Origin of the sequence: Streptomyces sp. ICC1, from assembly GCF_003287935.1 — a bacterium.
Taxonomy (GTDB): domain Bacteria; phylum Actinomycetota; class Actinomycetes; order Streptomycetales; family Streptomycetaceae; genus Streptomyces; species Streptomyces tritrimontium.
Map to the genome: position 1 here is coordinate 6789538 of NZ_CP030287.1, position 22671 is coordinate 6812208.

Annotated in this window: 22 protein-coding genes and 2 pseudogenes; 14 read left to right on the plus strand and 10 right to left on the minus strand. The window is 72.9% G+C overall.

Annotated features, from left to right (window positions below):
- Positions 1-421: 421 nt before the first annotated feature.
- Entirely contained in the window at positions 422-973 is a 552-nt protein-coding gene (locus DRB96_RS31800; protein ID WP_112451570.1) for a hypothetical protein, read from the minus strand.
- A 480-nt stretch (positions 974-1453) separates the two neighbouring features.
- Here DRB96_RS31800 and DRB96_RS31805 point away from each other — a divergent pair, with 480 nt between their 5' ends.
- The gene (locus tag DRB96_RS31805; protein ID WP_112451571.1) at positions 1454-1777 is read left to right on the plus strand and encodes a hypothetical protein; all 324 of its coding nucleotides are present in this window, start codon (positions 1454-1456) and stop codon (positions 1775-1777) included.
- Positions 1774-2439 carry a nucleotidyl transferase AbiEii/AbiGii toxin family protein gene (locus DRB96_RS31810; protein ID WP_112451572.1) on the plus strand — a complete coding sequence of 222 codons (666 nt, stop codon included), beginning with the start codon at positions 1774-1776 and terminating at the stop codon, positions 2437-2439. The genes DRB96_RS31805 and DRB96_RS31810 overlap by 4 nt, the downstream gene beginning before the upstream one ends.
- 97 nt (positions 2440-2536) lie before the next feature.
- Here the strand turns inward: DRB96_RS31810 and DRB96_RS43300 are convergent, their stop codons facing one another.
- Positions 2537-2986 carry a hypothetical protein gene (locus DRB96_RS43300; protein ID WP_162688798.1) on the minus strand — a complete coding sequence of 150 codons (450 nt, stop codon included), beginning with the start codon at positions 2984-2986 and terminating at the stop codon, positions 2537-2539.
- Between the two features lie 316 nt (positions 2987-3302).
- Here DRB96_RS43300 and DRB96_RS31815 point away from each other — a divergent pair, with 316 nt between their 5' ends.
- Positions 3303-3932, plus strand: a complete 630-nt coding sequence (locus tag DRB96_RS31815; protein ID WP_112451573.1) for an HAD family hydrolase — start codon at positions 3303-3305, stop codon at positions 3930-3932.
- A gap of 11 nt (positions 3933-3943) precedes the next feature.
- Here DRB96_RS31815 and DRB96_RS31820 read toward each other — a convergent pair whose 3' ends face one another.
- Positions 3944-4195 carry a hypothetical protein gene (locus DRB96_RS31820; protein WP_112453935.1) on the minus strand — a complete coding sequence of 84 codons (252 nt, stop codon included), beginning with the start codon at positions 4193-4195 and terminating at the stop codon, positions 3944-3946.
- 239 nt (positions 4196-4434) lie between these two features.
- Here DRB96_RS31820 and DRB96_RS46070 point away from each other — a divergent pair, with 239 nt between their 5' ends.
- Positions 4435-4818 (plus strand): cold-shock protein, encoded by a 384-nt coding sequence (locus tag DRB96_RS46070; protein ID WP_112451574.1) that lies wholly within the window; start codon positions 4435-4437, stop codon positions 4816-4818.
- Between the two features lie 56 nt (positions 4819-4874).
- Here DRB96_RS46070 and DRB96_RS31830 read toward each other — a convergent pair whose 3' ends face one another.
- From DRB96_RS31830 to DRB96_RS31845, 4 genes are all read right to left on the minus strand, one after another.
- Positions 4875-5783 (minus strand): 1,4-dihydroxy-6-naphthoate synthase, encoded by a 909-nt coding sequence (locus DRB96_RS31830; RefSeq protein WP_112451575.1) that lies wholly within the window; start codon positions 5781-5783, stop codon positions 4875-4877.
- Positions 5780-6505: a futalosine hydrolase gene (locus tag DRB96_RS31835; protein ID WP_112451576.1), complete on the minus strand. Its 726-nt coding sequence runs from the start codon at positions 6503-6505 to the stop codon at positions 5780-5782. The genes DRB96_RS31830 and DRB96_RS31835 overlap by 4 nt, the downstream gene beginning before the upstream one ends.
- A 13-nt stretch (positions 6506-6518) precedes the next feature.
- Complete coding sequence (locus DRB96_RS31840; RefSeq protein WP_112451577.1) at positions 6519-7004, minus strand: DUF2771 domain-containing protein; 486 nt, start codon at positions 7002-7004, stop codon at positions 6519-6521.
- A 164-nt stretch (positions 7005-7168) separates the two neighbouring features.
- Positions 7169-8551: an MFS transporter gene (locus DRB96_RS31845; protein WP_112451578.1), complete on the minus strand. Its 1383-nt coding sequence runs from the start codon at positions 8549-8551 to the stop codon at positions 7169-7171.
- Positions 8552-8877: 326 nt separating this feature from the next.
- Between DRB96_RS31845 and DRB96_RS31855 the strand changes: the two genes are divergently transcribed.
- The 6 genes and pseudogenes from DRB96_RS31855 to DRB96_RS31880 form a co-directional block, all read left to right on the plus strand.
- Positions 8878-9786 (plus strand): DUF3027 domain-containing protein, encoded by a 909-nt coding sequence (locus DRB96_RS31855; RefSeq protein ID WP_112451579.1) that lies wholly within the window; start codon positions 8878-8880, stop codon positions 9784-9786.
- 65 nt (positions 9787-9851) lie between these two features.
- Entirely contained in the window at positions 9852-11606 is a 1755-nt protein-coding gene (locus DRB96_RS31860; RefSeq protein ID WP_112451580.1) for an ABC transporter permease subunit, read from the plus strand.
- A gap of 11 nt (positions 11607-11617) precedes the next feature.
- A complete protein-coding gene (locus tag DRB96_RS31865) occupies positions 11618-12946 on the plus strand; it encodes a nitrate/sulfonate/bicarbonate ABC transporter ATP-binding protein (protein WP_112451581.1) in 1329 nt (442 codons plus the stop codon).
- 18 nt (positions 12947-12964) lie between these two features.
- Entirely contained in the window at positions 12965-13183 is a 219-nt protein-coding gene (locus DRB96_RS31870; RefSeq protein WP_112451582.1) for a hypothetical protein, read from the plus strand.
- A 145-nt stretch (positions 13184-13328) separates the two neighbouring features.
- Positions 13329-14846, plus strand: coding sequence for a flotillin family protein (locus DRB96_RS31875; protein ID WP_239516409.1), 1518 nt, complete (start codon positions 13329-13331; stop codon positions 14844-14846).
- 359 nt (positions 14847-15205) lie between these two features.
- Positions 15206-15340 (plus strand): annotated as a pseudogene (locus DRB96_RS31880) (tetratricopeptide repeat protein); the annotation flags it as partial.
- A gap of 76 nt (positions 15341-15416) precedes the next feature.
- On the opposite strand, the gene DRB96_RS31885 reads toward DRB96_RS31880, so the two are convergent.
- On the minus strand, positions 15417-16013 hold the full coding sequence (locus DRB96_RS31885; protein WP_112451584.1) for a histidine phosphatase family protein: 597 nt from the start codon (positions 16011-16013) through the stop codon (positions 15417-15419).
- Between the two features lie 249 nt (positions 16014-16262).
- On the opposite strand from DRB96_RS31885, the gene DRB96_RS31890 reads away from it, so the two are divergent.
- The 4 genes from DRB96_RS31890 to DRB96_RS31905 are packed head-to-tail and all read left to right on the plus strand — an operon-like array spanning position 16263 to position 21265.
- The gene (locus tag DRB96_RS31890) at positions 16263-17147 is read left to right on the plus strand and encodes a phosphatase PAP2 family protein (RefSeq protein ID WP_112451585.1); all 885 of its coding nucleotides are present in this window, start codon (positions 16263-16265) and stop codon (positions 17145-17147) included.
- Positions 17059-18324 (plus strand): hypothetical protein, encoded by a 1266-nt coding sequence (locus DRB96_RS31895; RefSeq protein WP_112451586.1) that lies wholly within the window; start codon positions 17059-17061, stop codon positions 18322-18324. Before DRB96_RS31890 ends, DRB96_RS31895 begins: the two co-directional genes overlap by 89 nt.
- Positions 18312-19940, plus strand: a complete 1629-nt coding sequence (locus DRB96_RS31900; protein WP_112451587.1) for a hypothetical protein — start codon at positions 18312-18314, stop codon at positions 19938-19940. The genes DRB96_RS31895 and DRB96_RS31900 overlap by 13 nt, the downstream gene beginning before the upstream one ends.
- Positions 19937-21265 carry an AAA domain-containing protein gene (locus DRB96_RS31905; protein ID WP_112451588.1) on the plus strand — a complete coding sequence of 443 codons (1329 nt, stop codon included), beginning with the start codon at positions 19937-19939 and terminating at the stop codon, positions 21263-21265. The genes DRB96_RS31900 and DRB96_RS31905 overlap by 4 nt, the downstream gene beginning before the upstream one ends.
- 25 nt (positions 21266-21290) lie before the next feature.
- On the opposite strand, the pseudogene DRB96_RS31910 reads toward DRB96_RS31905, so the two are convergent.
- Positions 21291-21925: pseudogene (locus tag DRB96_RS31910) on the minus strand (IS5 family transposase).
- Positions 21926-22021: 96 nt separating this feature from the next.
- Positions 22022-22606 carry a DinB family protein gene (locus tag DRB96_RS31915; protein WP_112453937.1) on the minus strand — a complete coding sequence of 195 codons (585 nt, stop codon included), beginning with the start codon at positions 22604-22606 and terminating at the stop codon, positions 22022-22024.
- Between the last annotated feature and the right edge of the window lie 65 nt (positions 22607-22671).

A 22671-nucleotide genomic window follows, 5' to 3' on the forward strand; every position in this document is an offset into this window, starting at 1 on the left:
CCCAGGGTTCATCCCCGCAGGTGCGGGGAGCGATCGGTCGTCTTCCGAGCACCCGCGACACTCACGGATTCATCCCTGAAGGCGGGGAGCAACGTGCTTGGTGCGTCATGGCCGTGGCTTCCAGAGGTTCTGGTTCACCCCGCAGAGACGGTGAACCGGGAAGCAGCGGGGAACAGATACCGACGCCTCCGCCCGCCGTGTTGAGAGCGGGTTCATCCCCGCAGGTACAGAGAGCGGGCTTACTGACCTGCCACTTTAGGACTGTAGCCAGCCTTCTGAAGCACATCCACCAAAACCCACGGATTCGGCGGCTCTCAGGGGGTGCGGGCACGAGATCGGGCCTCGGAGTGTCGGAGTAGGGGTGTGCCGGTACGGGTCGGGTCGGGCCGGGGAAGACCGTGTGATTCGAGGTGCAGGAGGTCTAGAAGACGATCTCCGCCAGCGCGGCGCGGGCCACGCGTTCGGCCTGGACGGGCAGGTCGGCCTTGCCGTTGCTGTCGGAGTAGGAGACATCGACCACGACGTTCCCCTTGCGTGCCCGGATCTGCGACGTGCCTCGTGAATCCTTCCGGTACGCCTCGTCCCCAAGGCCCGAAACCGGCTTCCAGGTACCTGTGTCCGTGCCGACGCGGGACGCGAGCCTGTTGTGAGCGGCGGTCACACCGCTCTCGGGGTGGCGGATGAACGACCACTCCTCCCTCTCGTACGCGAGCCGGAGTGATGCCTCGTCGGTGACCTCCCCCGCCGTGCAGGCCGTCCGGCCCGGCCTGTCGTACGGGGAGCTCGCGGGCGTCTTGCCAGGCGTCAGCCGCTCCGCGGGCTCCGCCAGGACGACGCACGGGCCCGCGACTGCGCTCGCCTCGCTCACGCCGGGCCACCAGCCGGCGTTCCACGGCTTGCTCGTCAGTACGAGGCCGCCCAGCATCAGGAGGATGAGGCCGGCGCCGACGAGCCAGACCACCTTCCGCGCCATACGTGCCCGAGCCTCCACAGCGGATTCCGTCATCGCGCGCCACCCCCGTTGCGTGATCCGGCTGCCGAACATATCAGCGGGAGCAGACGGCGTGTGCCGGGTGACAGCACCCACCACCACCAGCAGTAGCAGTAGCAGTTCCGGCTGCTGCCCGGCTCCGATCCCTCGCCCATTCTCAGGTCGGCTCCGGCACCCGGCCGGACCCGCGGTGTCAGTGCCCCCGCGCCTCACGACCGCCGACCCGATCTCCACCCCCCTGACCACCCCCTGACTCGTCCCCGCAGGGCGTGGGAGCAGCGGCAGAAGGCGTACGCGGATGTCGGCAGCAGTCGTAGTCCGGCTGGGCCGTGCGCAGGATGCCCGGTGCGGCCAGTGGGGCCGTACGCGCGTCTGCGGTACCGGGGACGCGCGGGACGCGCGGGATAATCGGGTTCATGGTCACGCTCTCCTCCAGCAGCGTGGAGCACCTCGGCGGCCGAGGTGCTCCACGCCCGGTACGCGGGCCGCCTGCCCGCCTCGCTGAAGGAGCTCGCGGGTCCCACGCACGGTGTGGTCGAGCTGCCGCTGAACGTCGCCTGGTCCGGACTGCGCGCGTACGACGTGGACCGGCCCCGCCTGCGCATGGGCCTCTACCGCACCGTCCTGGCCGAGGGGCAGCACGAGGACCTCGTGAACCTGCTGGACCGCGAGCTCCTGCTGGAGCTGTGGCCCGTCCTGCGCACCCTGGTCAGCGGGCACCTGCGCGAGGCCTGGGAGGACGCGTTCCCCGAGCTCGGCGCGGCGGCGGGGTCCGCCGCCGCGTGAAACTGAGCGACCTGCACCGACGGCTCCTCGCCGCCGTGATCGACATCGGCGCCCCGTACCCCCTCGTGATCACCGGCGGGTACGCCGTCCAGGCCCACGGCCTGGTCGAACACCTCAGCCAGGAACTCGACGTCGCCACCGAGAACCCCGCCCCGATGGCGGAGATCGCCGCCGGCCTGGAGCAGGGCCTGACGTCGCGCGGCTGGCAGGTGCGCGTGATCGCCGTGGACCCCTTGTCGGCCAGGCTGATGGCGGTCGACCCCGCCACCGGTGAGGAGTGCGAGGTCGACGTGCTCAAGGAGCACTTCTGGAACCCGCCGGCCCTCAGCGCGTACGGGCCCGTCCTCACCCTCGACTCCGTCATCGGTACGAAGGTCCGCGCCCTGGCCGACCGTGGGGCGGCCCGCGACTTCATCGATGTCCACGCAGCCTCCCGCCACCGCACCACGGCCGACCTCGAGCGCCTCGGCGAGCGGCACGGCCGCGACGAGTTCCGCCTCCAGGGCCTTCGCGACCGCCTCACCGGAGCGGACCGGGCGGACGACTACGAGTTCGCCGCCTACGGCCTCACCGAGGACGACATCGCCGAGCTCCGCACCTGGGCCCGCCGCTGGGCCGACGACCTCGACCAGCGCCTGCACGACCACGACCACGGCGCTTGAGACCACGCGCTCGCCCGGCCCCGGACGTTCCTCACGACCTGCGGCCGAGGCGGTCGGTACCATGCGGCTCTCGGAGCGAGCACCCTCGGCGGCAACATCATCCAGATCGGAACCGAGTCCTACCGCCTCGCTGCGACCAAAGCCCAGGCAGAGCGCGCAGCCGGCTGAGCGGCCGAGGAACTGAGTCCTGAGGCGCTGACAGGGATTCAGCTTCGATTTCCCGCAGCAGTTCCCCGTCATCGCCATAGAGCTCAAGACTGAACGGCAGACCGAACTGGGTCAGCAGCTCTGCCAGATCCTCGAACCGCTGAGGATCAACGACTCCGTTCAGAAGCGTGTCACCCTCGGTCGAGTCGACCTCGATGCGACACCAGCCAGTTTCGACCTCATACGACTCCCACGAAGCCGATCTGGAACTCCAGCCTGCCCCGATGAACTTCCCGGCTATCAACGAGGCACTCGGGGACCTTGCCAGGCCGCCACACACGTTGTTGTTGATCTCAAACCAGACGGGATCGAGCGGCTGGCCCTCATCGGATATGTCCACAGCTGGATTATGAAGCAGACCGAGACCTTCGACCGCACACGCTTTCGACATCAAAACTTGTCGATGTTGATCACTCAACCCGAGTCACGTGCCTCCCGAAATCCTCGGCAGACGACTCCCGAAGAAGTCGTCATAGCCAGGGGTTGCGATGCCGGTGAGGCGGCCAGGAGGCGGTAGGCGACCAGGCGCATGGTCGGGAGGGCTCCGCCCCGCACTCCCGCGCCTCGAACGCCGGCGGGGCCGACGCACGGGGTCCGGGGCGGAGCCCGGGGGCCCTGGGTCGGGTCAGCCCCGCAGGGCTCGGCACAATGGCGGCATGAGCTCCGAGACGCTGCTGACCGTCGGATTCGACCTCGACATGACCCTCATCGACTCCCGGCCGGGCATCAAGGCCGCCTACCAGGCGCTTTCGGCCGAGACGGGCACGTTCATCGACGCCGACGAGGCCGTCACGCGCCTCGGACCGCCGCTGGAGCAGGAGCTCGCGCACTGGTTCGCCGAGGCGGAGATCCCCGCCATGGCCGACCGCTACCGGGAGATCTACCCCGCCCACGCCATCGGGCCGACCCCGGCGATGCCCGGCGCCCGCGAGGCCGTCCAGGCGGTCCGGGCGCTCGGCGGCCGCGCGATCGTCGTCACCGCCAAGCACGAGCCCAACGCCCGCCTGCACCTGGCCCACCTGGGCATCGAGCCCGACGCGGTCGTCGGCTGGCTGTGGGCGGAGGCCAAGGCGGGCGCCCTGCGCGAGTACGGCGCCCAGGTCTACGTCGGCGACCACGTCGGCGACGTACGGGGCGCACGCGCGGCCGGCGCCCTGTCGGTGACGGTCCCGACCGGCCCCTGCCCGGAGCCGGAGCTGCGGGAGGCCGGCGCCGACGTGGTCCTCGCGGACCTCACGGAGCTGCCGGCCTGGCTGGAGGAGTACGCCCGCACGCGGACCGCGTGAGGACGTACGCCCTACACCTGGGCCTGGGCCTGGGCCTGGGTCTGGGCCTGGGTCTGAGCCTGCGCCTGTGACGCGCGGGCGGCCGTGCGCTGCGCGGCCGCCGAGCGCAGCACGCCCGCCGCCGAGATGGCGAAGCCGACGCCCATGAGCATGCACACGGCCCACGCGTACGACGGGAACGGGTCGATGTCCAGGAGCAGCGGGGCCATCGTGGCGAGCGTGGCGACGGCGCCGGCGATGAAGACGATCCCGCCGGCCTTCACGAGCCCGTCGCCGGGGCGGGCCGCGTCGGGGTCGCCCGCGGTGTCGGTGGTGGCGCGGGCGGTGTCCGCGTGCTCGGGCTGAGGAGTAACAGTCACCCGGCCAGGGTAGTTCCCTGGCCGGAGCGGTCATCCACGAAGGACCGGGGAACGTCTTGTTCCCCGGAACCTGACGATTAGCCTGAGAGGTGCGGGTCGGTGACCCGCTCCACACCCGACGAGCACAAGGACAGAGGACGGACGTGCCTACCGGCAAGGTCAAGTGGTTCAACAGCGAGAAGGGCTTCGGCTTCCTCTCCCGCGACGACGGCGGCGACGTCTTCGTCCACTCCTCGGTGCTCCCCGCCGGGGTGGACGCCCTCAAGCCGGGCCAGCGCGTCGAGTTCGGCGTCGTCGCCGGGCAACGCGGTGACCAGGCGCTTTCGGTGATCGTCCTGGATCCGGCACCCTCGGTCGCGGCCGCGCAGCGGCGCAAGCCGGACGAGCTCGCCTCCATCGTGCAGGACCTCACGACCCTGTTGGAGAACGTCACGCAGCAGTTGGAGCGGGGCCGCTACCCCGACAAGGCGCACGGCTCGAAGATCGCCGACATGCTGCGCGCGGTGGCCGATCAGATGGACGTCTGACCTCTGCGTACGGCCGTGCCCCGGCTCCCGGGAGGGAGCCGGGGCACGCTCATGTCCTACGGGAAGTCCAGCGCACCGGGGGCGATGGCCGGAACAAGACCCTCCGCCGCCGCCCGCGTCAGCAGGCCGCGCACCGCCGCGTAACCGGCGTCGCCCAGGCCGGCCGTGAACTCGTTGACGTACAGCCCGATGTGCTGGTCGGCGACGGCCGGGTCCAGCTCCTGCGCGTGCGCCCGTACGTAGGGCCGGGAGGCCTCCGGGTCGGCCCAGGCCATCCGGACCGACGCGCGGGCGGACTCGGCGAGCGCGCGCAGCGCGTCCTCGCCCAGCGAGCGCTTGGCGATGATCGCGCCGAGCGGGATCGGCAGGCCGGTCGTGGACTCCCAGTGCTCGCCCATGTCGGCCAGGCAGTGCAGCCCGTAGTCCTGATAGGTGAACCGGGCCTCGTGGATGACCAGTCCGGCATCCACCCGGCCGTCGCGCACGGCCGGCATGATCTCGTGGAACGGCAGCACGACCACCTTGCCGACCCCCTCGGCCGGCAGCACGTCGGCGGCCCACAGCCGGAACAGCAGGTAGGCGGTGGAGCGTTCGCTCGGGACCGCGACCGTCTTGCCGGCCAGGCCCGCGGGGCCGTCGCCCGGTTCGCGGGTCAGGACCAGCGGCCCGCAGCCGCGCCCCAGGGCCCCGCCGCAGGGCAGCAGCGCGTACTCCTCCAGCACCCACGGCAGGACGGCGTAGGACACCTTCAGGACGTCCAGCTCACCGCGCTCGGCCATGCCGTTGGTGATGTCGATGTCCGCGAAGGTGACGTCGAGGGCGGGCGCGCCGGGGACCCGGCCGTGGGCCCAGGCGTCGAAGACGAAGGTGTCGTTCGGGCAGGGCGAGTACGCGATCCGTACGGGGCCCGCGGTGTTCTCGGAGGTCCCGGTGTTCCCGGTGTTCTCGGAGGGCGTGGCGTTCATGACGGGCCTTCCCGGGCGTCGAGTACGGGTCCCAGCGCGCGGAAGGCGCCGGCGAGCGCGGCCAGCGCGTCGCCGATCCGCCAGGCGGCGCGGTCGCGGGGACCCACGGCGTTGGAGACGGCACGGACCTCCAGGACGGGCAGCCCGTGCGCGGCGGCGGCCTCCGCGACCCCGAACCCCTCCATGGCCTCGGCCCCGGCCAGCGGATGGCGGGCCGCGAGGGCGGCTGCGCGGGCCGCGGTGCCGGTGACGGTGGAGACGGTCAGGACCGGTGCGAGCAGGGCCCCGGTGGCCTCGGCGGCGCGCGCGGCGAGCTCCGCGGGAGGCAGGTGCACGCTGCGGCCGAAGCCGAGCTCCGCGACGGGCAGGAAGCCCTGCGGGGTCTCGGCCCCCAGGTCGGCGGCGACGATGGCGTCGGCGACCACGAGGGAGCCGAGCGGGGCGGCGGGCGCGAACCCGCCGCCGATGCCGGCGGAGACGACCAGGCCGTAGCCGGGGCCGGGCGCGAGCGCCAGGGCGGTCGCGGTCCCGGCGGCCGCGGCGGCCGGGCCGACTCCGGCGACGAGGACGTCGAAGGATCCCCGGTGGTGGATGAGGTAGCCACCGGGGAGGGTGCGCGGCCCGGAGCCGGGGGTGTGGTCCGGATGAGGGACCGGACCGGGCAGGCCGCTGACGACGGAGTCGGCCTCCGCCGCCACCGCGGTCACGATGAGCGCGCGCACCTCGGGTACGTGCTTACTTGAGCTTGACGGTGAAGGCCCAGACGGCGAGGGGCTTGCCGTCCGGGGAGACCTGGACGATGTTGAGCTTCTTCGAGGCGGGGGCCTCGCCCTGGCCGCCGGTGAGGAAGAGGTCGGCGCCCGGGAAGCTGTCGTAGGTGTTGCTGGAGGGCTCGGTGATCTGCTGTCCGTCCAGGACCGCCTGCCACTTGTTGCCGTCCTCGACGACCTCGGGCTCGACACCCAGGCGCAGGGTGTCGCCGCGGCCGTACTCGATGGTCTTGGCGTCCTTCAGGTCGGTGAAGCACTCCTGGACCTTTTCGGCCGTGAGCTCCTTGCCGTCGCGGCAGGCGGCTTCGGCGGACACCGACGAGGTGCCGACCGTCACGGTCGCCAGCGGCGTCGGCTTGTCACAGGCGGAGAGGAGGAGGAGGCCGGCGGATACGGCTCCGAGGGCCGCGACGCTGCGGCGGCCCCTACCCGAGAAAAGCGGTGCGGTCATGAGCCGAAGGCTATCGGGCGGGTGCGCTGCGCTGCTGCACGGGGTGGTGTGGTGCGGCGCCGTGGCGCGAGCGGCCCCGGCCGCGCCGGGCTTTCGGGGCTCCGCCCCGGACCCCGTGCCTCAAACGCCGGCGGGGCTGGATCGGCGCCGGCGGGGCCGGGTTGCTACGCCACCCGTGGGCGAGAGGATGTGGACTGCTGGTGGCGGGGGGACGTGAGGACCCCGCGCAGGGCCATCGCCGTGCCCAGGGCCACCACCGTCGCGGCGACGGCCATGCCCAGGGCGCCGTTCAGGGGCAGGGCGATGCCGATCGCGCCGCCGAGCACCCACGCCACCTGGAGCAGGGTCTCCGAGCGGGCGAAGGCCGAGGTGCGCACCGCCTCGGGCACGTCGCGCTGGATCATCGCGTCCAGCGAGAGCTTCGCCAGGGCCTGGCAGAAGCCGGCCGTCGCGCCCAGGACGGCCATGAAGACCCCGCTGAAGAAGACCGCCGCGAGGACGGCGACCGCCAGGGTCAGGCACAGGACGGAAGCGATGATCACCTCGGGCGCGCGCGCCCGGAGCCAGGCCCCCACCGCGGTCCCGCACGCGTTGCCCACGCCCGCCGAGACGCCGACGATGCCCAGCGACACCGCCGCGCTCTGCCCGGCGAGCGGGTGCTCGCGCAGCAGGAACGCCAGGAAGAAGATCAGGAACCCGGACAGACCGCGCATCGAGGCGTTCGCCAGCAGCCCGCACAGCACCGGCCGGCTGACCGTCCGCAGTCCGGGCCGCTTCGAGTGCGCCTCGTGCGTGGACAGCCGGGCCCGCCGCTCGCCCTTGGCCTCGTCGACCTTGTGGGGCAGCGTGAACGCCGCGAAGGTGCCCCAGATGAAGATGGCGCACGCCCCGTACAGCGGCCACGGCGCCCCGATCGTGTGCAGGGCGGCGCCCACCGGCGCGGCCGCGCCGGTGGCCAGCAGGCCGGCCAGGGTGACCCGGGAGTTGGCCTTGACGAGCGAGAACCCCGGTGGGAGGAGTCTGGGGACCACGGCGCTGCGCACCACGCCGTAGGCCTTGGAGGCGACGAGCACGCCCAGCGCGGCCGGGTACAGCTCCAGGCCGCCCGTGGCCACCGCGCCCGACATCATCACGGCCAGCAGCGCCCGGGTGAGCATCGCGCCGGCCATCGCGGCCCGGCGCCCGTGCGGCAGCCGGTCCAGCAGCGGGCCGATCACCGGGGCCAGCAGGGTGAAGGGGGCCATGGTGATGGCGAGGTACAGGGCCACTCGGCCGCGTGCTTCGTCCGTGGGGACGGAAAAGAAGACGGTGGAGGCGAGCGCGACTGTGATCATCACATCACCGGCGCCGTTGATCGCGTGCAGTTCGATCAGTTTGCCGAGGCCGGATTCACCCGCCCCGTGGGCGTGCGTGGCCCGCCGGATCCCGCGCGCCGTACCGGTGAAGGGCAGGTGCAGGGCACGCCCGACGGCCCGGCCGGCCCGCCTGGCCGGTCCCGAGCCGTCATCGGACGACCGTACGGGTGCCACGTGGTCATAGTGCCCCACTCGGCCCCTCGTGACCCGCCCCGGCGCGGCGCGCGGGTGTGGCCGGTAGTGGGGTTGTCCGCGAATCGGACCTTGCATGTGGGCCGAAGGCCCCGGAGGAGGTAGCGTGCGTAGCGCGCCACCGGCGGTTGCTCTTGGCCGCGCGCCTCTTCGCGATCCCGCAGAATGGATCGCAGGTAGGTGCGCCCTGGAACCGATCGGGCGCGGACGTCGACGCGGCCCTCTGGTCCGCTCCGCCCGCGCTACGTAGGGACAGCCGACGGGTCGTTGTGGACGACAAGTACGGACGGCGCACTCGTGAGACGGCGTAGGAGAGAACGAGACCTGTGAGTGCTGCGACGACGCGAAGCCGTACCCCCGACCGCCTGTGCGTCGAGGCGGTAGACCTCGCCCGCACGGCGGCGGAGGAAGCGGCCGCACCCGGTGTGGTGGGAGAGCACGTATCCGCGGTCGCTGAGGGCGACAGGGTCGTCACCCACTTCTTCGAGTGCAAGGACCCCGGCTACCGGGGCTGGCGCTGGGCCGTGACGGTGACCCGTGCGTCCCGGGCCAAGAACATCACCCTCGACGAAACGGTGCTGCTCCCCGGCGACGACGCGCTGCTGGCCCCCGAGTGGGTGCCGTGGAGCGAGCGGCTGCGCCCCGGCGACATGGGCCCCGGCGACCTGCTCCCCACGGACGCCGAGGACCTGCGCCTGGAACAGGGCTGGTCGGGCGAGGACGCGCCGCCGCCGAACTCGGTGGTCTCCGCCGAGATGGCCGCACTGGTCGAGGCGGAGGACGCCGACGTCACCGACCGCACGGTCGTCCCCGTCCGCGGCTCCATCGCCTCCGTCGCGGAGGAACTGGGCATGCGCCGGGCGCGCGTGCTCTCCCGCTACGGGCTGCACAGCGCCGCCGACCGCTGGGACGAGTCCTTCGGCGCGAAGACCCCGATGGCGCAGGCCGCGCCCGCGTCCTGCGTCTCCTGCGGGTTCCTCGTCGCGATCGGCGGCTCGCTGGGCCAGGCCTTCGGCGTCTGCGCGAACGAGTTCGGACCGGCGGACGGCCGGCTCGTCTCCCTGTCCTACGGATGCGGGGGCCACTCGGAGGCCGCCGTGATGCCGAAGCCCCCGCGGCCGGCGCCGCCGGTGCTGGACTCCATGGCCTCGGACGAGTTCCACCTCCGCCCGTCCACCGACTCGGGCCCGGTCCCGGCGGCGGACCTCCTCGCGGCGGACCTCGGCCACTCGTAGCCCGGGCTCGCCCGGTTGGGTGACCCGGGGTGTGGGCGCCCGCACGGCGTGATCCGCTGGGCGGGATGAAGACCTCCGCCCGCCCCGAGACGGGCGCCGCCGTCCACACCGGTCAGGCGGCCCCCGCGCGCACCCGCCTGTCGTGGGTGGACTTCGCGGTGGCCGCCGCCGTCCTCGTGCTCGGGTACCTGATCCTCCAGGTCGGCAAGGGCACCACCGTCAACTTCGACCCCGCCGACGTCCCCGACGTGGACACGGACCCCGCGAAGCTCCCGTACTACGCGGCCCGCAGCGTCCTGCGCATGTTCATCGCGCTGATCGCGTCGGTGGTGTTCACCTTCGGGTACGCCTACGCCGCCGCCCGCAGCCGGCGGCTCGAACGGGTGCTGATCCCGCTCCTCGACATCCTGCAGTCCGTACCCGTCCTCGGGTTCCTGTCCGTCCTCGTCACGTTCTTCGTCGCCCTGTTCCCCGGGTCCCTGCTCGGCCTGGAGTGCGCGGTCATCTTCGCCATCTTCACCTCCCAGGCCTGGAACATGACCTTCGGGTTCTACGCCACGCTGACCTCCCTGCCGCGCGAACTCGACGAGGTCTCCCGCTCGTTCGGCTTCACCCGCTGGATGCGCTTCTGGCGCGTGGAGGTCCCCGCCGGGGCCATCGACCTCGTCTGGAACGGCATGATGAGCTTCGCCGGCGGCTGGTTCATGCTCGTCGCCTCCGAGGCCGTCTCCGTCTCCGGACACGACTACGCCGTCCCCGGCCTCGGCTCCTACGCCGGCACGGCGATCGGGGAGGGCGACCTCGGCAAGGTCGCCTGGGTCATCGTCGCCATGACCGTCACCATCGTCACCGTCAACTTCGTCTTCTGGCGGCCCCTCACCGCCTGGGCCGAGAAGTTCAAGAACGAGCAGTCCGAGTCCACCGAGGTGCAGCGCAGCTACGTCCTGGACTTCCTGCGCCGCTCCCACTGGCCCGCCCTCCTCGGCCGCGCCACCGCCCCCGCCCGCGAGGCCACCGGCCGGGCCGCCCGCGTACTGGGCCGGGACGACATGGCGCTGTCCGTGGACCCGGCCCGTCGGCGCACCGGCGACATCGTCTTCGCGGTCGTCGCCGGAGCCGTCATCCTGTGGGGCCTGTACGACCTGGTCGGCTACCTGCGGCGCGAGACCGGCCTCGGGGTCTTCGGCGAACCGCTGCTGCTCGGGCTGATCACCTTCGTCCGGGTGATCGTGCTGGTCGCCGCCGCCACCGTCGTCTGGGTGCCCGTGGGCGTCTGGATCGGCTCCTCGCCCAAGCTCACGAAGATCGCCCAGCCGGTCGTACAGGTGCTGGCGAGCTTCCCCGCGAACCTGCTCTTCCCCGTCGCGGTGTGGTTCTTCCTCAGGACCGGCCTGAACATCAACATCGGCTGCGTCCTGCTGATGGCCCTCGGCGCGCAGTGGTACATCCTCTTCAACGCCATCGCCGGCGCCATGTCCATCCCCTCCGACCTCAAGGAGGCCATGGACGACCTCGGCGTCCGCGGGCTCCAGCGCTGGAAGCGCCTGATCATCCCGGCCGTGTTCCCCTCGTACGTCACCGGCGGCATCACCGCCTCGGGCGGCGCCTGGAACGCCTCGATCGTCGGCGAGGTCGTCACCTTCGCCGGCACCACCCTCTCCGCGACCGGCCTCGGCGCGTACATCTTCCACGCCACCGAGGCCGGCGACTACCCCGAGCTGATCGCCGGCATCGCCGTCATGAGCCTGTACGTCGTCGGGCTCAACCGGCTGTTCTGGCGGCCCCTGTACCGGCTGGCCGAGCGCCGGTACTCCATCTGAGGAGCGCGCCCATGACCACCAGCCCCGCGGCCGCCACCATCCTCAAGACCGAGGCCCTCACCAAGGCCTACGCCGGCGCCGACGGCGAACTGCCCGTCCTCGGCGGCATCGACCTCGAGATCCGCGAGGGCGAGATCGTCGCCCTCCTCGGCAAGTCCGGCAGCGGCAAGTCCACCCTGCTGCGCTGCCTCGCCGGCCTGATCCCCGCGAGCTCCGGCTCCGTCACCTACCGCGGCGAGGAGCTGCGCGGCGCCAACCCGGGCACGGCGATGGTGTTCCAGACCTTCGCGCTGCTGCCCTGGCTGACGGTCCAGCAGAACGTCGAACTGGGTCTGGAGGCCAAGGGCGTGGACCGCGAGGCACGGTCCCGCCAGGCGGTGGAGGCGATCGACCTGATCGGCCTCGACGGCTTCGAGTCGGCCTACCCCAAGGAGCTCAGCGGCGGGATGCGCCAGCGCGTCGGCTTCGCCCGGGCGCTCGTCGTGGAGCCGGAGGTGCTGATGATGGACGAGCCGTTCTCCGCGCTGGACGTGCTCACCGCCGAGAACCTGCGCGGCGAGCTGATGGAGCTGTGGGCCTCGGACCGCTTCCCCGCCAAGGCGGTCGTACTGGTCACGCACAACATCGAGGAGGCCGTGCTGATGGCCGACCGGGTGGTGGTCCTGGGCTCCCGCCCCTACGGCACCATCAAGGAGACCTTCCCGGTGGACCTGGCCCGCCCCCGGGACCGGAGCTCCGCCGAGTTCGAGCGGATCGTCGACGCCGTGTACGCGGTGATGACCGGGCGCACCGCCAAGACCCCGGCCGCCACCCCGCCCGCGAAGCGGACCCCGGCCAACACCCCGCTCCCGGAGGCCAGCGTCGACGGCATGGCGGGCCTCGCCGAGATCGTGCTCCAGCGGGCCGCCGGGGCCGGCGGCGAGGACAGCGAGGATCTCGCCGACCTCGCCGACGAGCTCGGCCTGGAGGTGGACGACGTACTGCCCCTGGTGGACGGCCTGGAACTGCTCGGCCTGGCCGAGGTGCGGGACCTGCACCTGGTGCTGACCGCGCGCGGCAGCGCCTTCGCGGGGGCCGACGTACAGGAGTCGAAGGAGCTGTTCGCTCAGGGTGCGATGGAGGTCCCGCTGGTCCATCTGATCCACACCACGCTGCAGCGCTCGCGCGGCGGCACCCAGCGGGCCGGGTTCTTCCGCGACCTGCTCTCGCACCACTACACGAGCGAGCAGCTGGAACGGCAGCTGGAGACGGCGACGGACTGGGGGCGCTACGGGGAGCTGTACGGCTACCACGCGGACGCCGAGGAATACCGGCTCGACGAGGACCCGGGGCGCGGATAGCCGCGTACGCTCAGGGACATGGGGGAATCGGACATGGTGGGACTGGACGGCCGGGTCACGGGAACGGTCGGGCCGGGGCTGGTCGGCGAGGTCATCGTGCGGATCCGGGGCGGTGCGGAGCACTTCCTGGCGCACCCGGCCCCGGGGACCGGGCGCCTCGCCGTCGGGACGGTGGTGACGGTGGTCGAACACCTTCCGCCGCGCACGGTGTACGTGATGGCCGCGTACGGCGACTGACCGGCCGTCGGGGGCGTCGGGGGCGTCGGAGCCCCGCGTACCAAGATGGCGACAAGACTCCTCCGCCGTCTTCACGCCGCCTTGACACGGGCGCAGACTCGCCTTCTCGGTGGCGGACGCCGCCGTGGAACAGGGGGAGTTGCCGATGCCTATCGGCGTATTGGCAGGCATGGTCGTGGGCACCATCGTGGCCGTGATCGGCCTGTTCAAGCTCATGTGGAGGGTGGCCGAGCCCAATGAGGCGCTGGTCATCTCCGGCTCCGCGCACAAGACCGAGGGCATCGCGGAGGGCATGGGCTTCCGGATCGTCACCGGGCGCGGAACGCTCGTGCTGCCCGGCGTGCAGGCGGTGCGGAAGCTGTCGCTGGACCTCAACGAGACCCAGCTGAACGTGGACTGCGTGACCCACCAAGGCATCCCGCTGCGGGTCAAGGGCGTGGTCATCTTCAAGATCGGCGACGACTTCGTGTCCATCGCCAACGCGGCCCGCCGCTTCCTGGACCAGCAGAAGATGATGCCCGAGCGGGTCCACATCGTCTTCGCCGGCCATCTGCGCTCCATCGTGGGCGGGCTGACGGTCGAGGACATGATCCGCGACCGCGAGAAGCTGACCGGCCAGACCCGGGCGGCGTGCGGTACGGAGATGGAGAAGCTCGGCCTGATCGTGGACTCCCTCCAGATCCACGAGATCGAGGACCCGACGGGCTACATCAAGAACCTGGCGATGCCGCACGCGGCCGCGGTCCAGCGGGACGCGCGGATCGCGCAGGCGGACGCCAACCTGCGGGCGACGGAGGCCGAACAGGCCGCCTTCGCGCGGATGTCGGAGGCGACGCGGGACAGCGAGATCCTCCAGGCGGGCTACCAGGCGGAGCGGGACAAGGCGGCCGCCACCGCCCGGCAGGCGGGCCCGCTCTCGGAGGCGGCGGCGCGCCAGGAGGTCGTGGTCCAGGAGACGCGGGTCGCGGAGCTGGAGGCGCAGCGGCGCGAGCAGCAGCTTCAGGTGGACGTGCGCAAGCCGGCGGACGCGGCGGCGTACGAGACCCGCACCCGCGCCGAAGCGGACCGCGACGCGCGGATCTCGGCGGCGCAGGCCAAGGCGAAGGAGACGGAGCTGGCGGCCGCGGCCGAGGCGACCCGGGTGACGACGGCCGCGGCGGCCGACGCGCAGGCCACGGAGGCGCGGGGCCTGGCGGCGGCGACGGCGACGCGCGCGAGCGGTGAGGCGGAGGCGGCGGCGACGCAGGCCAAGGGCCTCGCGGAGGCGGCGTCGGCGAAGGCGAACGGCCTGGCGCAGGCGGAGTCGGCGAAGGCGCAGGGCTTGGCGGAGGCGGAGGCGATCAAGGCGCGGGCCGCCGCGCTGGCGCAGAACCAGGAGGCGGTGATCGCGCAGCAGCTGGCCGAGAACTGGCCGGCGATCGTGGAGGCGGGTGCGGGTGCCTTCGGCAACGTCGAGCACATGATCCTGCTGAACGGGGCGGAGGGCATGTCGGAGATGTTCGCGAAGGCCCTGACGATGGGCGGCACGGGCCTGGGCCTGGCCCGCCAGCTCCTGTCGACGATGTCCCAGCCCCCGACGGCGACGGCGCCGGCGGCCGAGGGCACCCCGGTGAACGGCTCGTCCCCGACGGCGTCCCACCAGATCCCGATCCAGGGCGCGTAGCCAGGAGGCCCCCGGGGCTGGATCCGGCCGCCGGTCGGCAGATCCAGCCCCGCCAGGGGGCACCTCCCAGCGGTAGCCGGGGGAGTGTGAGGCGCGGGGTCCGGGGCGGAGCCCCAGGGAACGGTGGAAGGGCGGGCAGGGGACAGCCCCGAAGGGCCCGAACGCCCACCCGGCCGGGGTCAGGGGCGGCGGGCCGGGCGCCGCCCCAGGATCCGCTTCGCGGCCAGCACCAGCACCGTGGCCAGTACGAGCACGAAGGCGCCCTTCGTGAAGCTCCCGCCCGGCTCCGGCCGCGCCGCCCCCGGCCCCGCCGCCCCCGAGTCGGACGCCGACGCGGACGATGTGTATAAGTGACAGGGCGGGTGCTGGACCTGCTGGCCGAGGTCCAGTCGACCCGCATCCGGTCCATGCTGGCGGCGACGGCCCGCACCCTGGTCCCGCACCAGCGCTCGCCGCGCGTGGGCGCGTTCCTGACGCGCCACGCCTCGGCCTGAGCGCGGCCCGGTCCGGCCAACCCCGGTATGAGGTACGGCAGTTCGCGCCGCGGAGCGGGCTGCCCGACCGCGACGGCTACCCGTCCAGGTGGCCCGTGTCGTTCCAGCGCTCCAGCGCGGGGGCGCCGTACGCCCAGCCCAGGACCGACAGGGAGGTCGGATCGAGGCGGATGCGGGCCCCGAAGGAGGCCTCGAAGCCGAGCCAGCGGGCGGCCAGGGTGCGCAGGACGTGGCCGTGGGCGAAGACGAGGACGTCGCGCTCGGCCGAACGGGCCCAGGTGACGACCTCGTCCGCGCGGGCCGAGACGTCCGCGACGGACTCGCCGCCCGGGACCCCGTCGCGCCAGATCAGCCAGCCGGGCCGGACCGCCTGGATCTCGGCCGGGGTCATGCCCTCGTAGTCGCCGTAGTCCCACTCCATCAGCGCGTCCCACGGCTCCGCCTGGATGCCGAAGCCGGCCAGTTCGCAGCTCTCGCTCGCGCGCACCAGCGGGCTGGTGCGCACCTCGAGGCCGCGCAGGCTCGCCCACGGATCGCGGGCGAGGCGCTCGCCGAGCAGCTTCGCGCCGCGCCTGCCCTCCTCCAGCAGCGGCACGTCGGTGCGGCCGGTGTGCTTGCCGAGCTGGGACCACGCCGTCTGGCCGTGACGGGCCAAGAGGATGCGGGGGGCCATATGAGTTCTCCCGGTCGAGAGGGCGGAGCAACGGAACGAGGGACGGAACAGGGGACGGAACGAGGGGCGGAGCGGAGGACGGAACGAGGGGCGGAGCGGAGGACGGAACGAGGGGCGGAGCGGAGGACGGAACAGGGGACGGCACCGGCGGAACCATTCGCACGGCTTTGCGGGGATTCCGTCATCTGACCATCATCCATCACGTGAACGGCGCGCAACCTCCGTCCCTCCCCACACGTCATACGCCGTATGACTAATAGGCGGCAGCCCCCTCGATGGTGGGCAGAACTGCTGCTCCTGGGACTCGTCTACGGCGCGTACTCCGGCGGCAGGCTCCTCGCTCGGGGCGACGTACGGCTCGCCGTCGACCACGGGCTCGCGATCCTGCGGCTGGAAGAACTGCTGGGGATGGACTTCGAGCGGCCGCTCAACCGGATCTTCACCCACCACGCGGCGCTCGGCATACCCGCCGACTTCGTCTACGCCTCCCTGCACTACCTCGTCACCCCGGCCGTGCTGGTGTGGCTCTACCGGCGGCGCCCCCAGCAGTATCGATTCGCCCGGTCCTGGCTGATGATCTCCACCCTGCTCGGGCTGATCGGCTTCGCCCTGGTGCCCACCTGCCCGCCCCGGCTGCTCGAAGGCTCGTACGGGTTCGTCGACACGATGGCCCGGTACAGCGGCTACGGCTGGTGGGGCGGCGAGGCGAGCGCCCCGCGCGGTCTGGGCTCCTTCACCAACCAGTTCGCCGCCATGCCCAGTCTGCACGTGGGGTGGGCCCTGTGGTGCGGGATCCTGCTGTGGCGGCTCGGGCGCGGGCCGCTGGTGCGGGCGCTGGGCGCCGCGTACCCCGCCGTGACCACCGTCGTGGTCATGGGCACGGCCAACCACTACTTCCTCGACGCCGTCGCCGGGGCCGCGGTCATGGGCATCGGCTTCCTCGCGGCCCGGTCCCTGCCCGGCGGATCCGCCGCGGACACCGACCTGGACTCCGGTTTCCGCCGTAAGTCCACGATTGTCAGTGGCGGATGGGACACTTCCGCGGGTGAGCTCCTACCCGTCCAGCGCCTCGCCGCCACAGACCTCGCAGCCGACGACCCGGCCCCCGAGGACACTGCGGCAGCGGCTCGCTGACCTGCGCGGCCCCGCTGTCCCGCCCCGCCCGCTCGACGCCCGCGCGCTGGCGGCGCTCGCCGCCAACCCGGGCTGTGGCAGACGCGCCCTGCTCGACGGCGCCGGTGTGGACAAGACCGCCCTCGCGGCGGCCCTCGGCTCGCCCGCCGCGTTCGGGCAGTCGCAGTTCGCCATCGTGCGCGGCAACTCCTTCGAGGCCAAGGTCAAGCGCGACGGCGGGGCCGAGCTCCTGCGCCTGGTGTACGAGCACATCGGCGCGGGCCGGGGCGCCGCGCCCGAGCCTCCCCAGCCGCCCGGGCCGGACGCCCTCGTGCCCGACCTCACCGCCGCCGGGCCCCAGGGCCGCGCCGCCCGCACCGCGCTCGCGCTGCGGGACGCCACCGCCGCCGGGGCCTGGACCCTGCTCGACCATCCGATGCTCGCCCTGGAGGTGGCCGGCTCCCCCGCCTACCTGGAGCCGGACGCCGTCGTCGTGCACCCCGACGGCCGCTGGACCGTCGTGGAGATCAAGTCCTTCCCGATGATCGACGGGGCCGCCGACGCCGCCAAGGTGGGCGCCGCCGCCCGCCAGGCCGCCGTCTACGTGCTGGCCCTGGAGACGACCGCCGCGAAGCTGGCCGGCGCCGAGGTCGGGCACACCGTGCTGCTCGTCTGCCCGAAGGACTTCTCGAACCTGCCGACCGCCGCCGCCGTCGACGTCCGCCGCGAGCGCTCCGTGACCCGGCGCCAGCTCGAGCGCCTCACCCGGGTCGAGGAGCTGGCCGCAGCCCTGCCCGAGGGGCTCAGCTTCGATCCGGCGCGCTCCGCCGAGGAACTGACCGAGGCCGTCTCGGCCGTGTCCGCGGCCTACGCCCCCGAGTGCCTGGCCGCCTGCGAGCTGGCCTTCCACTGCCGGGAGCGGGCGCGCGGGGCCGATGAGGTGACCGCCCTGGGCCGTTCGGTACGGGGCGAGCTGGGTGCGCTGACCACCGTCGAGGCGGCCCTCGCGGCGGCCGCCGGCCGCACGTGCCCAGGCGCCACCGCCACCGCCACCACCTCCGGCGCGGACACCTCCCCCGCCCCCTCCCCCGACGATCCGACCGCGGCCGCGCTGCGGTACGCCGCCCGGCTGCGCGCCGAGGCGCTGGAGCAGGCCGCCGCCCGCATCCGCCCGGAGGACGCCCCGTGTCCCTGCTGACCACCCTGGCCCGGCTGGAAGCGGTCCGGTCCGGCCGGGCGCAAGCCCTGGCGACCGTCCGGCACCGGCATCTGAGCGAGCGCCCGCTGGTCTTCGTACCGCTGACGACCGCGGGCGAGGCCGGGGCTCCGCTCGGCGCGATGTTCGGCACCGACCGGGACGCGCCGCGGATCCTGGTCATACCGCAGCCGCGCGACCGCGACCTGCGGTGGCAGTTCCTGGCGGAGCTCGCCGGGCACCTCATCCCGTACATCGACTCGTACGCGGACGACGTCGAGCCGGCCGAGCACACCGAGACCGACCCGGAGACGGGCAAGCGGGTCAAGGTGGCGGCCGAGCTGTGCGTGGACGCGCCGCAGCTCATCGTGCCGAGCCGCGCCGGCGTGGAGTACGTGAGGCTGCTGGGGCGGTCCATGCGGTTCCGGCGGACCGCCGAGGAGGATCCCGAGAACCCTTATCCGGCGCCCGCCCAAGTGCCCCTGCTCGGGCGCTGGTTCACGCACTTCTCCGAGCGCTCTCGGGTCCCGGGGTCCTCGATGCTGCTGTCGGCGACGGATCTGCTGGCCCGGCACTGGGCGAGCGGCCAGAGCAACCTGGAGGACCAGCACCTGCAGGCGCTGCTGGCGTGGATCGACCCCCCGCGGGGCGAGTCGGGCGCCGAGCGGGCGCTGCGCGCGGAGCTCGGCCGGGGCGCGGACGGCCAGTTGCTCCTCCCGCCGGCCGGTCCCGCGACGGATCCGGCGTTCGACAACAAGCTGCTGGCCCCGGCGATCGCGAAGTTCGACGCGGCCCGGGCGGCCGCGCTCCGCGACGGCAGCGGCAGCGGCAGCGGCGACGGGGGCGGCAGCAGCACGCGGTCCGCCGAGCTGGCCGTCCGGCGGCTGGTCACGGCCCAGATGGAGAGCACCTGGCACGCGGTGTGGCAGGCCGTCGGCCTCCTGCGCGAACTGCCCGCCGGTGAGCGGGCCGAGGAACGCTGGACCGGGGACCGCTGGTCGTACACCGGGCACCGGGACCGGGTGCGGGCCGGCGAAGGGCCGCAGCCGCGCCTGGACGACGCGGTGACGGCCGCGCGCAAGCTCGCGAAGCGGGAGACCGAGCAGGTCAGGCTCGACGCCCAAGAGGCGCTGGACGACCCGCTGGTGATGGCGGGCCGGCGGCTGGCGGGCGAGGCCTTCGCCGGCGAGGTCACCGAAGTGGTCATGGAGTGGACGGACGCGAAGCGGCCGAGCCCGCGCCCGCTGGTGACGGTGGCCACGGAGGACCGGCCGCAGCTCGCCGGCGGCGGCGAGGGCGGTGACGGCGGCGCGAAGGTGTTCCGCTCGCTGGACGGCCGCCCGCAGAGCGCCCGGTTCGTGCGCTGGGAGGAGGACGGCCGGCTCGTGCTGCGCCTGCTCGACAAGATGGGCCGCGGCAGGGACCCGGAGGCGGGCTCGGTGCCGGAGAAGGGCGACCGGGTCTGCTGGACGCTGTTCGAGCACGACTCCCGCGGCGGCCCGAAGCTGCCGGACCCCGAGCAGACCCCGTGGACCCACGGCGGTCCGCCCGCGCACCTGACCGGATCGGCGCCCGCGCTGCCGCTGCCCGACCCCGTGACCGACGAGGACCTCCTGTGAATTTCGATCCGGGCACCGCGGCCGACCGGGCCACGGCGGCCATCCTCCACGACACCCTGCACGGCACGGCGCGGGGCGTGGTCGTCGACTCCCCACCCGGGGCCGGCAAGTCCACGCTGGTGGTGCGCGCGGCGCGCGAGCTGGCGGCGGCCGGGCGCCGGCTGATGGTGGTCGCGCAGACGAACGCGCAGGTCGACGACCTGGTGCTGCGGCTGCACGGGAAGGATCCGGAGCTGAAGGTCGGCCGGCTGCACAGCAGCGACGCGGACGCCTACGATCCGGCCCTGCGCGAGCTGGAGTCGGTGGTCCTCTCGGCGAAGCCCGCGGACCTCGCCGAGCTGCCGGTCACCATCTCCACGGCGGCCAAGTGGGCGTGGGTCAAGGACGTGGAGCCCTGGGAGCACGCCATCGTGGACGAGGCGTACCAGATGCGCTCGGACGCGCTGCTGGCGGTGGCCGGGCTGTTCGACCGGGCGCTGTTCGTCGGCGACCCGGGCCAGTTGGACCCCTTCAGCGTGGTCGGCGCCGACCAGTGGGCGGGGCTGTCCTACGACCCCTCCGCCTCGGCGGTCAGCACCCTGCTCGCCCACAACCCGACCCTGCCGCAGCACCGGCTGCCGGTGTCGTGGCGGCTGCCGGCCTCGGCCGCGCCGCTGGTCTCCCGCGCCTTCTACCCGTACACGCCGTTCCGCAGCGGTACGGGTCCCGGCGAGCGGCGGATGTCCTACGGGGTCGCGGGCGACGGCTCGGGCCCCGACCGGGTGCTGGACGAGGCCGCGGAGTCGGGCTGGGGGCTGCTGGAGCTGCCGGCCCGGCACACGCCCCGGACGGACCCGGAGGCGGTGCGGGCGGTGGCGACGGTGGTCCGCCGGGCGCTGGACCGGGGCGCGGTGACGGTGGACGAGCGGCCCGGCGGCCCGTCCCCGCTGACGGCGGACCGGATCGCCGTGGGCACCGCCCACCGCGACCAGGCCTCGGCGGTCCGCGCGGCGCTGGCCGCGCTCGGGGTCACCGGGGTCACCGTGGACACGGCGAACCGGCTCCAGGGCCGCGAGTACGACCTCACGGTGGTCCTCCACCCCCTGTCGGGCCGCCCGGACGCGACCGCCTTCCACCTGGAGACGGGCCGGCTGTGCGTCCTGGCCTCGCGGCACCGGCACGCCTGCGTGGTGGTGGCCCGGGCGGGGATAGCGGAGCTGCTGGACGACCACCCGTCGACGGAACCGGTCCAGCTGGGCGTGACGGTGAAGTTCCCCGACGGCTGGGAGGCGATGATGTCAACGTGGGACTTCTGGTCCAACCACCGCGTCTCGTGGCGGCCATAGGCCGCCACCAGCCTAAGAGGGTGTCTCACGTGGCAAGTTTCGCGAGCTTCTTGTAGCAGGTCAGGGCAGCAGCCAGGCCGAGGAAGGCGAGGAAGTTTGAGCCCTTTCGTTCGTACTGGACGGTCAAGCGGCGGTAGCCGAAGAGCCAAGCGATCGACATCTTCCAGCGGTACCGGCCGAGGCGTTCGCCGGAGTCGACGCCTGGCCGCGCGATGCGCGCGACCTTGAGGGCGAGACTGTCGTGCATGTTCGCGCCGGACACGGCGACGGTGAGTGGGACGCCCTGGGCATCGGACAGCACGTGCAGCTTGCTGCCCTTCTTGCCGCGATCGACCGGGTTCGGCCCCGTCAGCGATCCCCTCTTTTGGCGCGAACAGGGGCCGCATCGACGATCGCCGAGGTCCAGTCCACCTTGCCCCGGGCCCCGAGTTCGTCCAGCACCGCCCGGTGGAGCCGACGCCATGGGCCGGCCTCGGTCCATACCGTGAAGCGCCGATGCGCGGTGGCGGAGGACGTGTCGAACGTCGGCGGCAGATGCCGCCAGGCACAGCCGCTGGTCAGCACGTAGACCACTGCCGTGAACACGGCCCGTTCGTCACACGGAGCGGTCCCACCACCTTGCGGTCGAGCGGCGAACGACGGCAATAACGGGGCAACCAGCTCTCAGAGCTCATCAGGAACCAGACGCTTCGACAGATCAGCACTCACGACCGGCATCATGCCGTTCGAACATCACGTCATGTCGTGGAACAGCCCCTACGCGGTGGTTGGTGTGGCCATCCTGGCGGCTTGCTCGATCTTCGCGAAGGAGGCTGCGCGGGCTTCCTTGTCGATCGGCTGCTCGTGTTCGGCGCGCATCCCGGTCCGGCCGTCTACGCCCTCGCGCAGGATGTCGGCGTGCCCGGCATGCCGGATGGTCTCGCCGAGGACATGGACCATGATGGCGAACAGGTTCGTGTCGGCATAAGGCTCCGGCCACCAGGGCACGTGGCCGGGGGCGTCGAGGGCAAGCTCGTTGATTGTCGCGTCCGAGTGTTCCCACGTGCGCCGGTAGAACCCGACGATCTGACCACGCGTCTCGTTCTCGGCCGCCCATAGATCGCTGCCGTCGGAGTCCTGCCACCGGCAAAGCGGCTCCGGAGAAGGGCGGTCGAAGACCTCGCCGAAGTACCTGGCCTCGACCGTGGCCACGTGTTTGACCAGGCCGAGGAGGTTGGTCCCGGTCGCCGTCAGAGGCCGGCGCGCGTCGTATTCGGACAAGCCGTCGAGCTTCCAGAGCAGCGCCTCACGGTCCCGCCGCAGTCTCTTGTGCAGGTTGTCTTTCGCGAAATCATCGATCATGCGGCACGAGCCTGCCATGGGCTGCTCATGGTCTCAAGATCCCGTACGTGGTCCGCAACAACCGG

Bases quoted from the DNA above. Each gene is read 5' to 3' on its own strand.
- DRB96_RS31885 (WP_112451584.1), bottom strand. From the start codon at position 16,013: ATGGCCCCCCGCATCCTCTTGGCCCGTCACGGCCAGACGGCGTGGTCC.
- DRB96_RS31815 (WP_112451573.1), top strand. From the start codon at position 3,303: ATGAGCTCCGAGACGCTGCTGACCGTCGGATTCGACCTCGACATGACC.
- DRB96_RS31870 (WP_112451582.1), top strand. From the start codon at position 12,965: ATGGGGGAATCGGACATGGTGGGACTGGACGGCCGGGTCACGGGAACG.
- DRB96_RS31875 (WP_239516409.1), top strand. From the start codon at position 13,329: ATGCCTATCGGCGTATTGGCAGGCATGGTCGTGGGCACCATCGTGGCC.
- DRB96_RS31865 (WP_112451581.1), top strand. From the start codon at position 11,618: ATGACCACCAGCCCCGCGGCCGCCACCATCCTCAAGACCGAGGCCCTC.
- DRB96_RS31915 (WP_112453937.1), bottom strand. From the start codon at position 22,606: ATGATCGATGATTTCGCGAAAGACAACCTGCACAAGAGACTGCGGCGG.
- DRB96_RS31840 (WP_112451577.1), bottom strand. From the start codon at position 7,004: ATGACCGCACCGCTTTTCTCGGGTAGGGGCCGCCGCAGCGTCGCGGCC.
- DRB96_RS31830 (WP_112451575.1), bottom strand. From the start codon at position 5,783: ATGAACGCCACGCCCTCCGAGAACACCGGGAACACCGGGACCTCCGAG.
- DRB96_RS31800 (WP_112451570.1), bottom strand. From the start codon at position 973: ATGGCGCGGAAGGTGGTCTGGCTCGTCGGCGCCGGCCTCATCCTCCTG.
- DRB96_RS31890 (WP_112451585.1), top strand. From the start codon at position 16,263: ATGACTAATAGGCGGCAGCCCCCTCGATGGTGGGCAGAACTGCTGCTC.
- DRB96_RS31860 (WP_112451580.1), top strand. From the start codon at position 9,852: ATGAAGACCTCCGCCCGCCCCGAGACGGGCGCCGCCGTCCACACCGGT.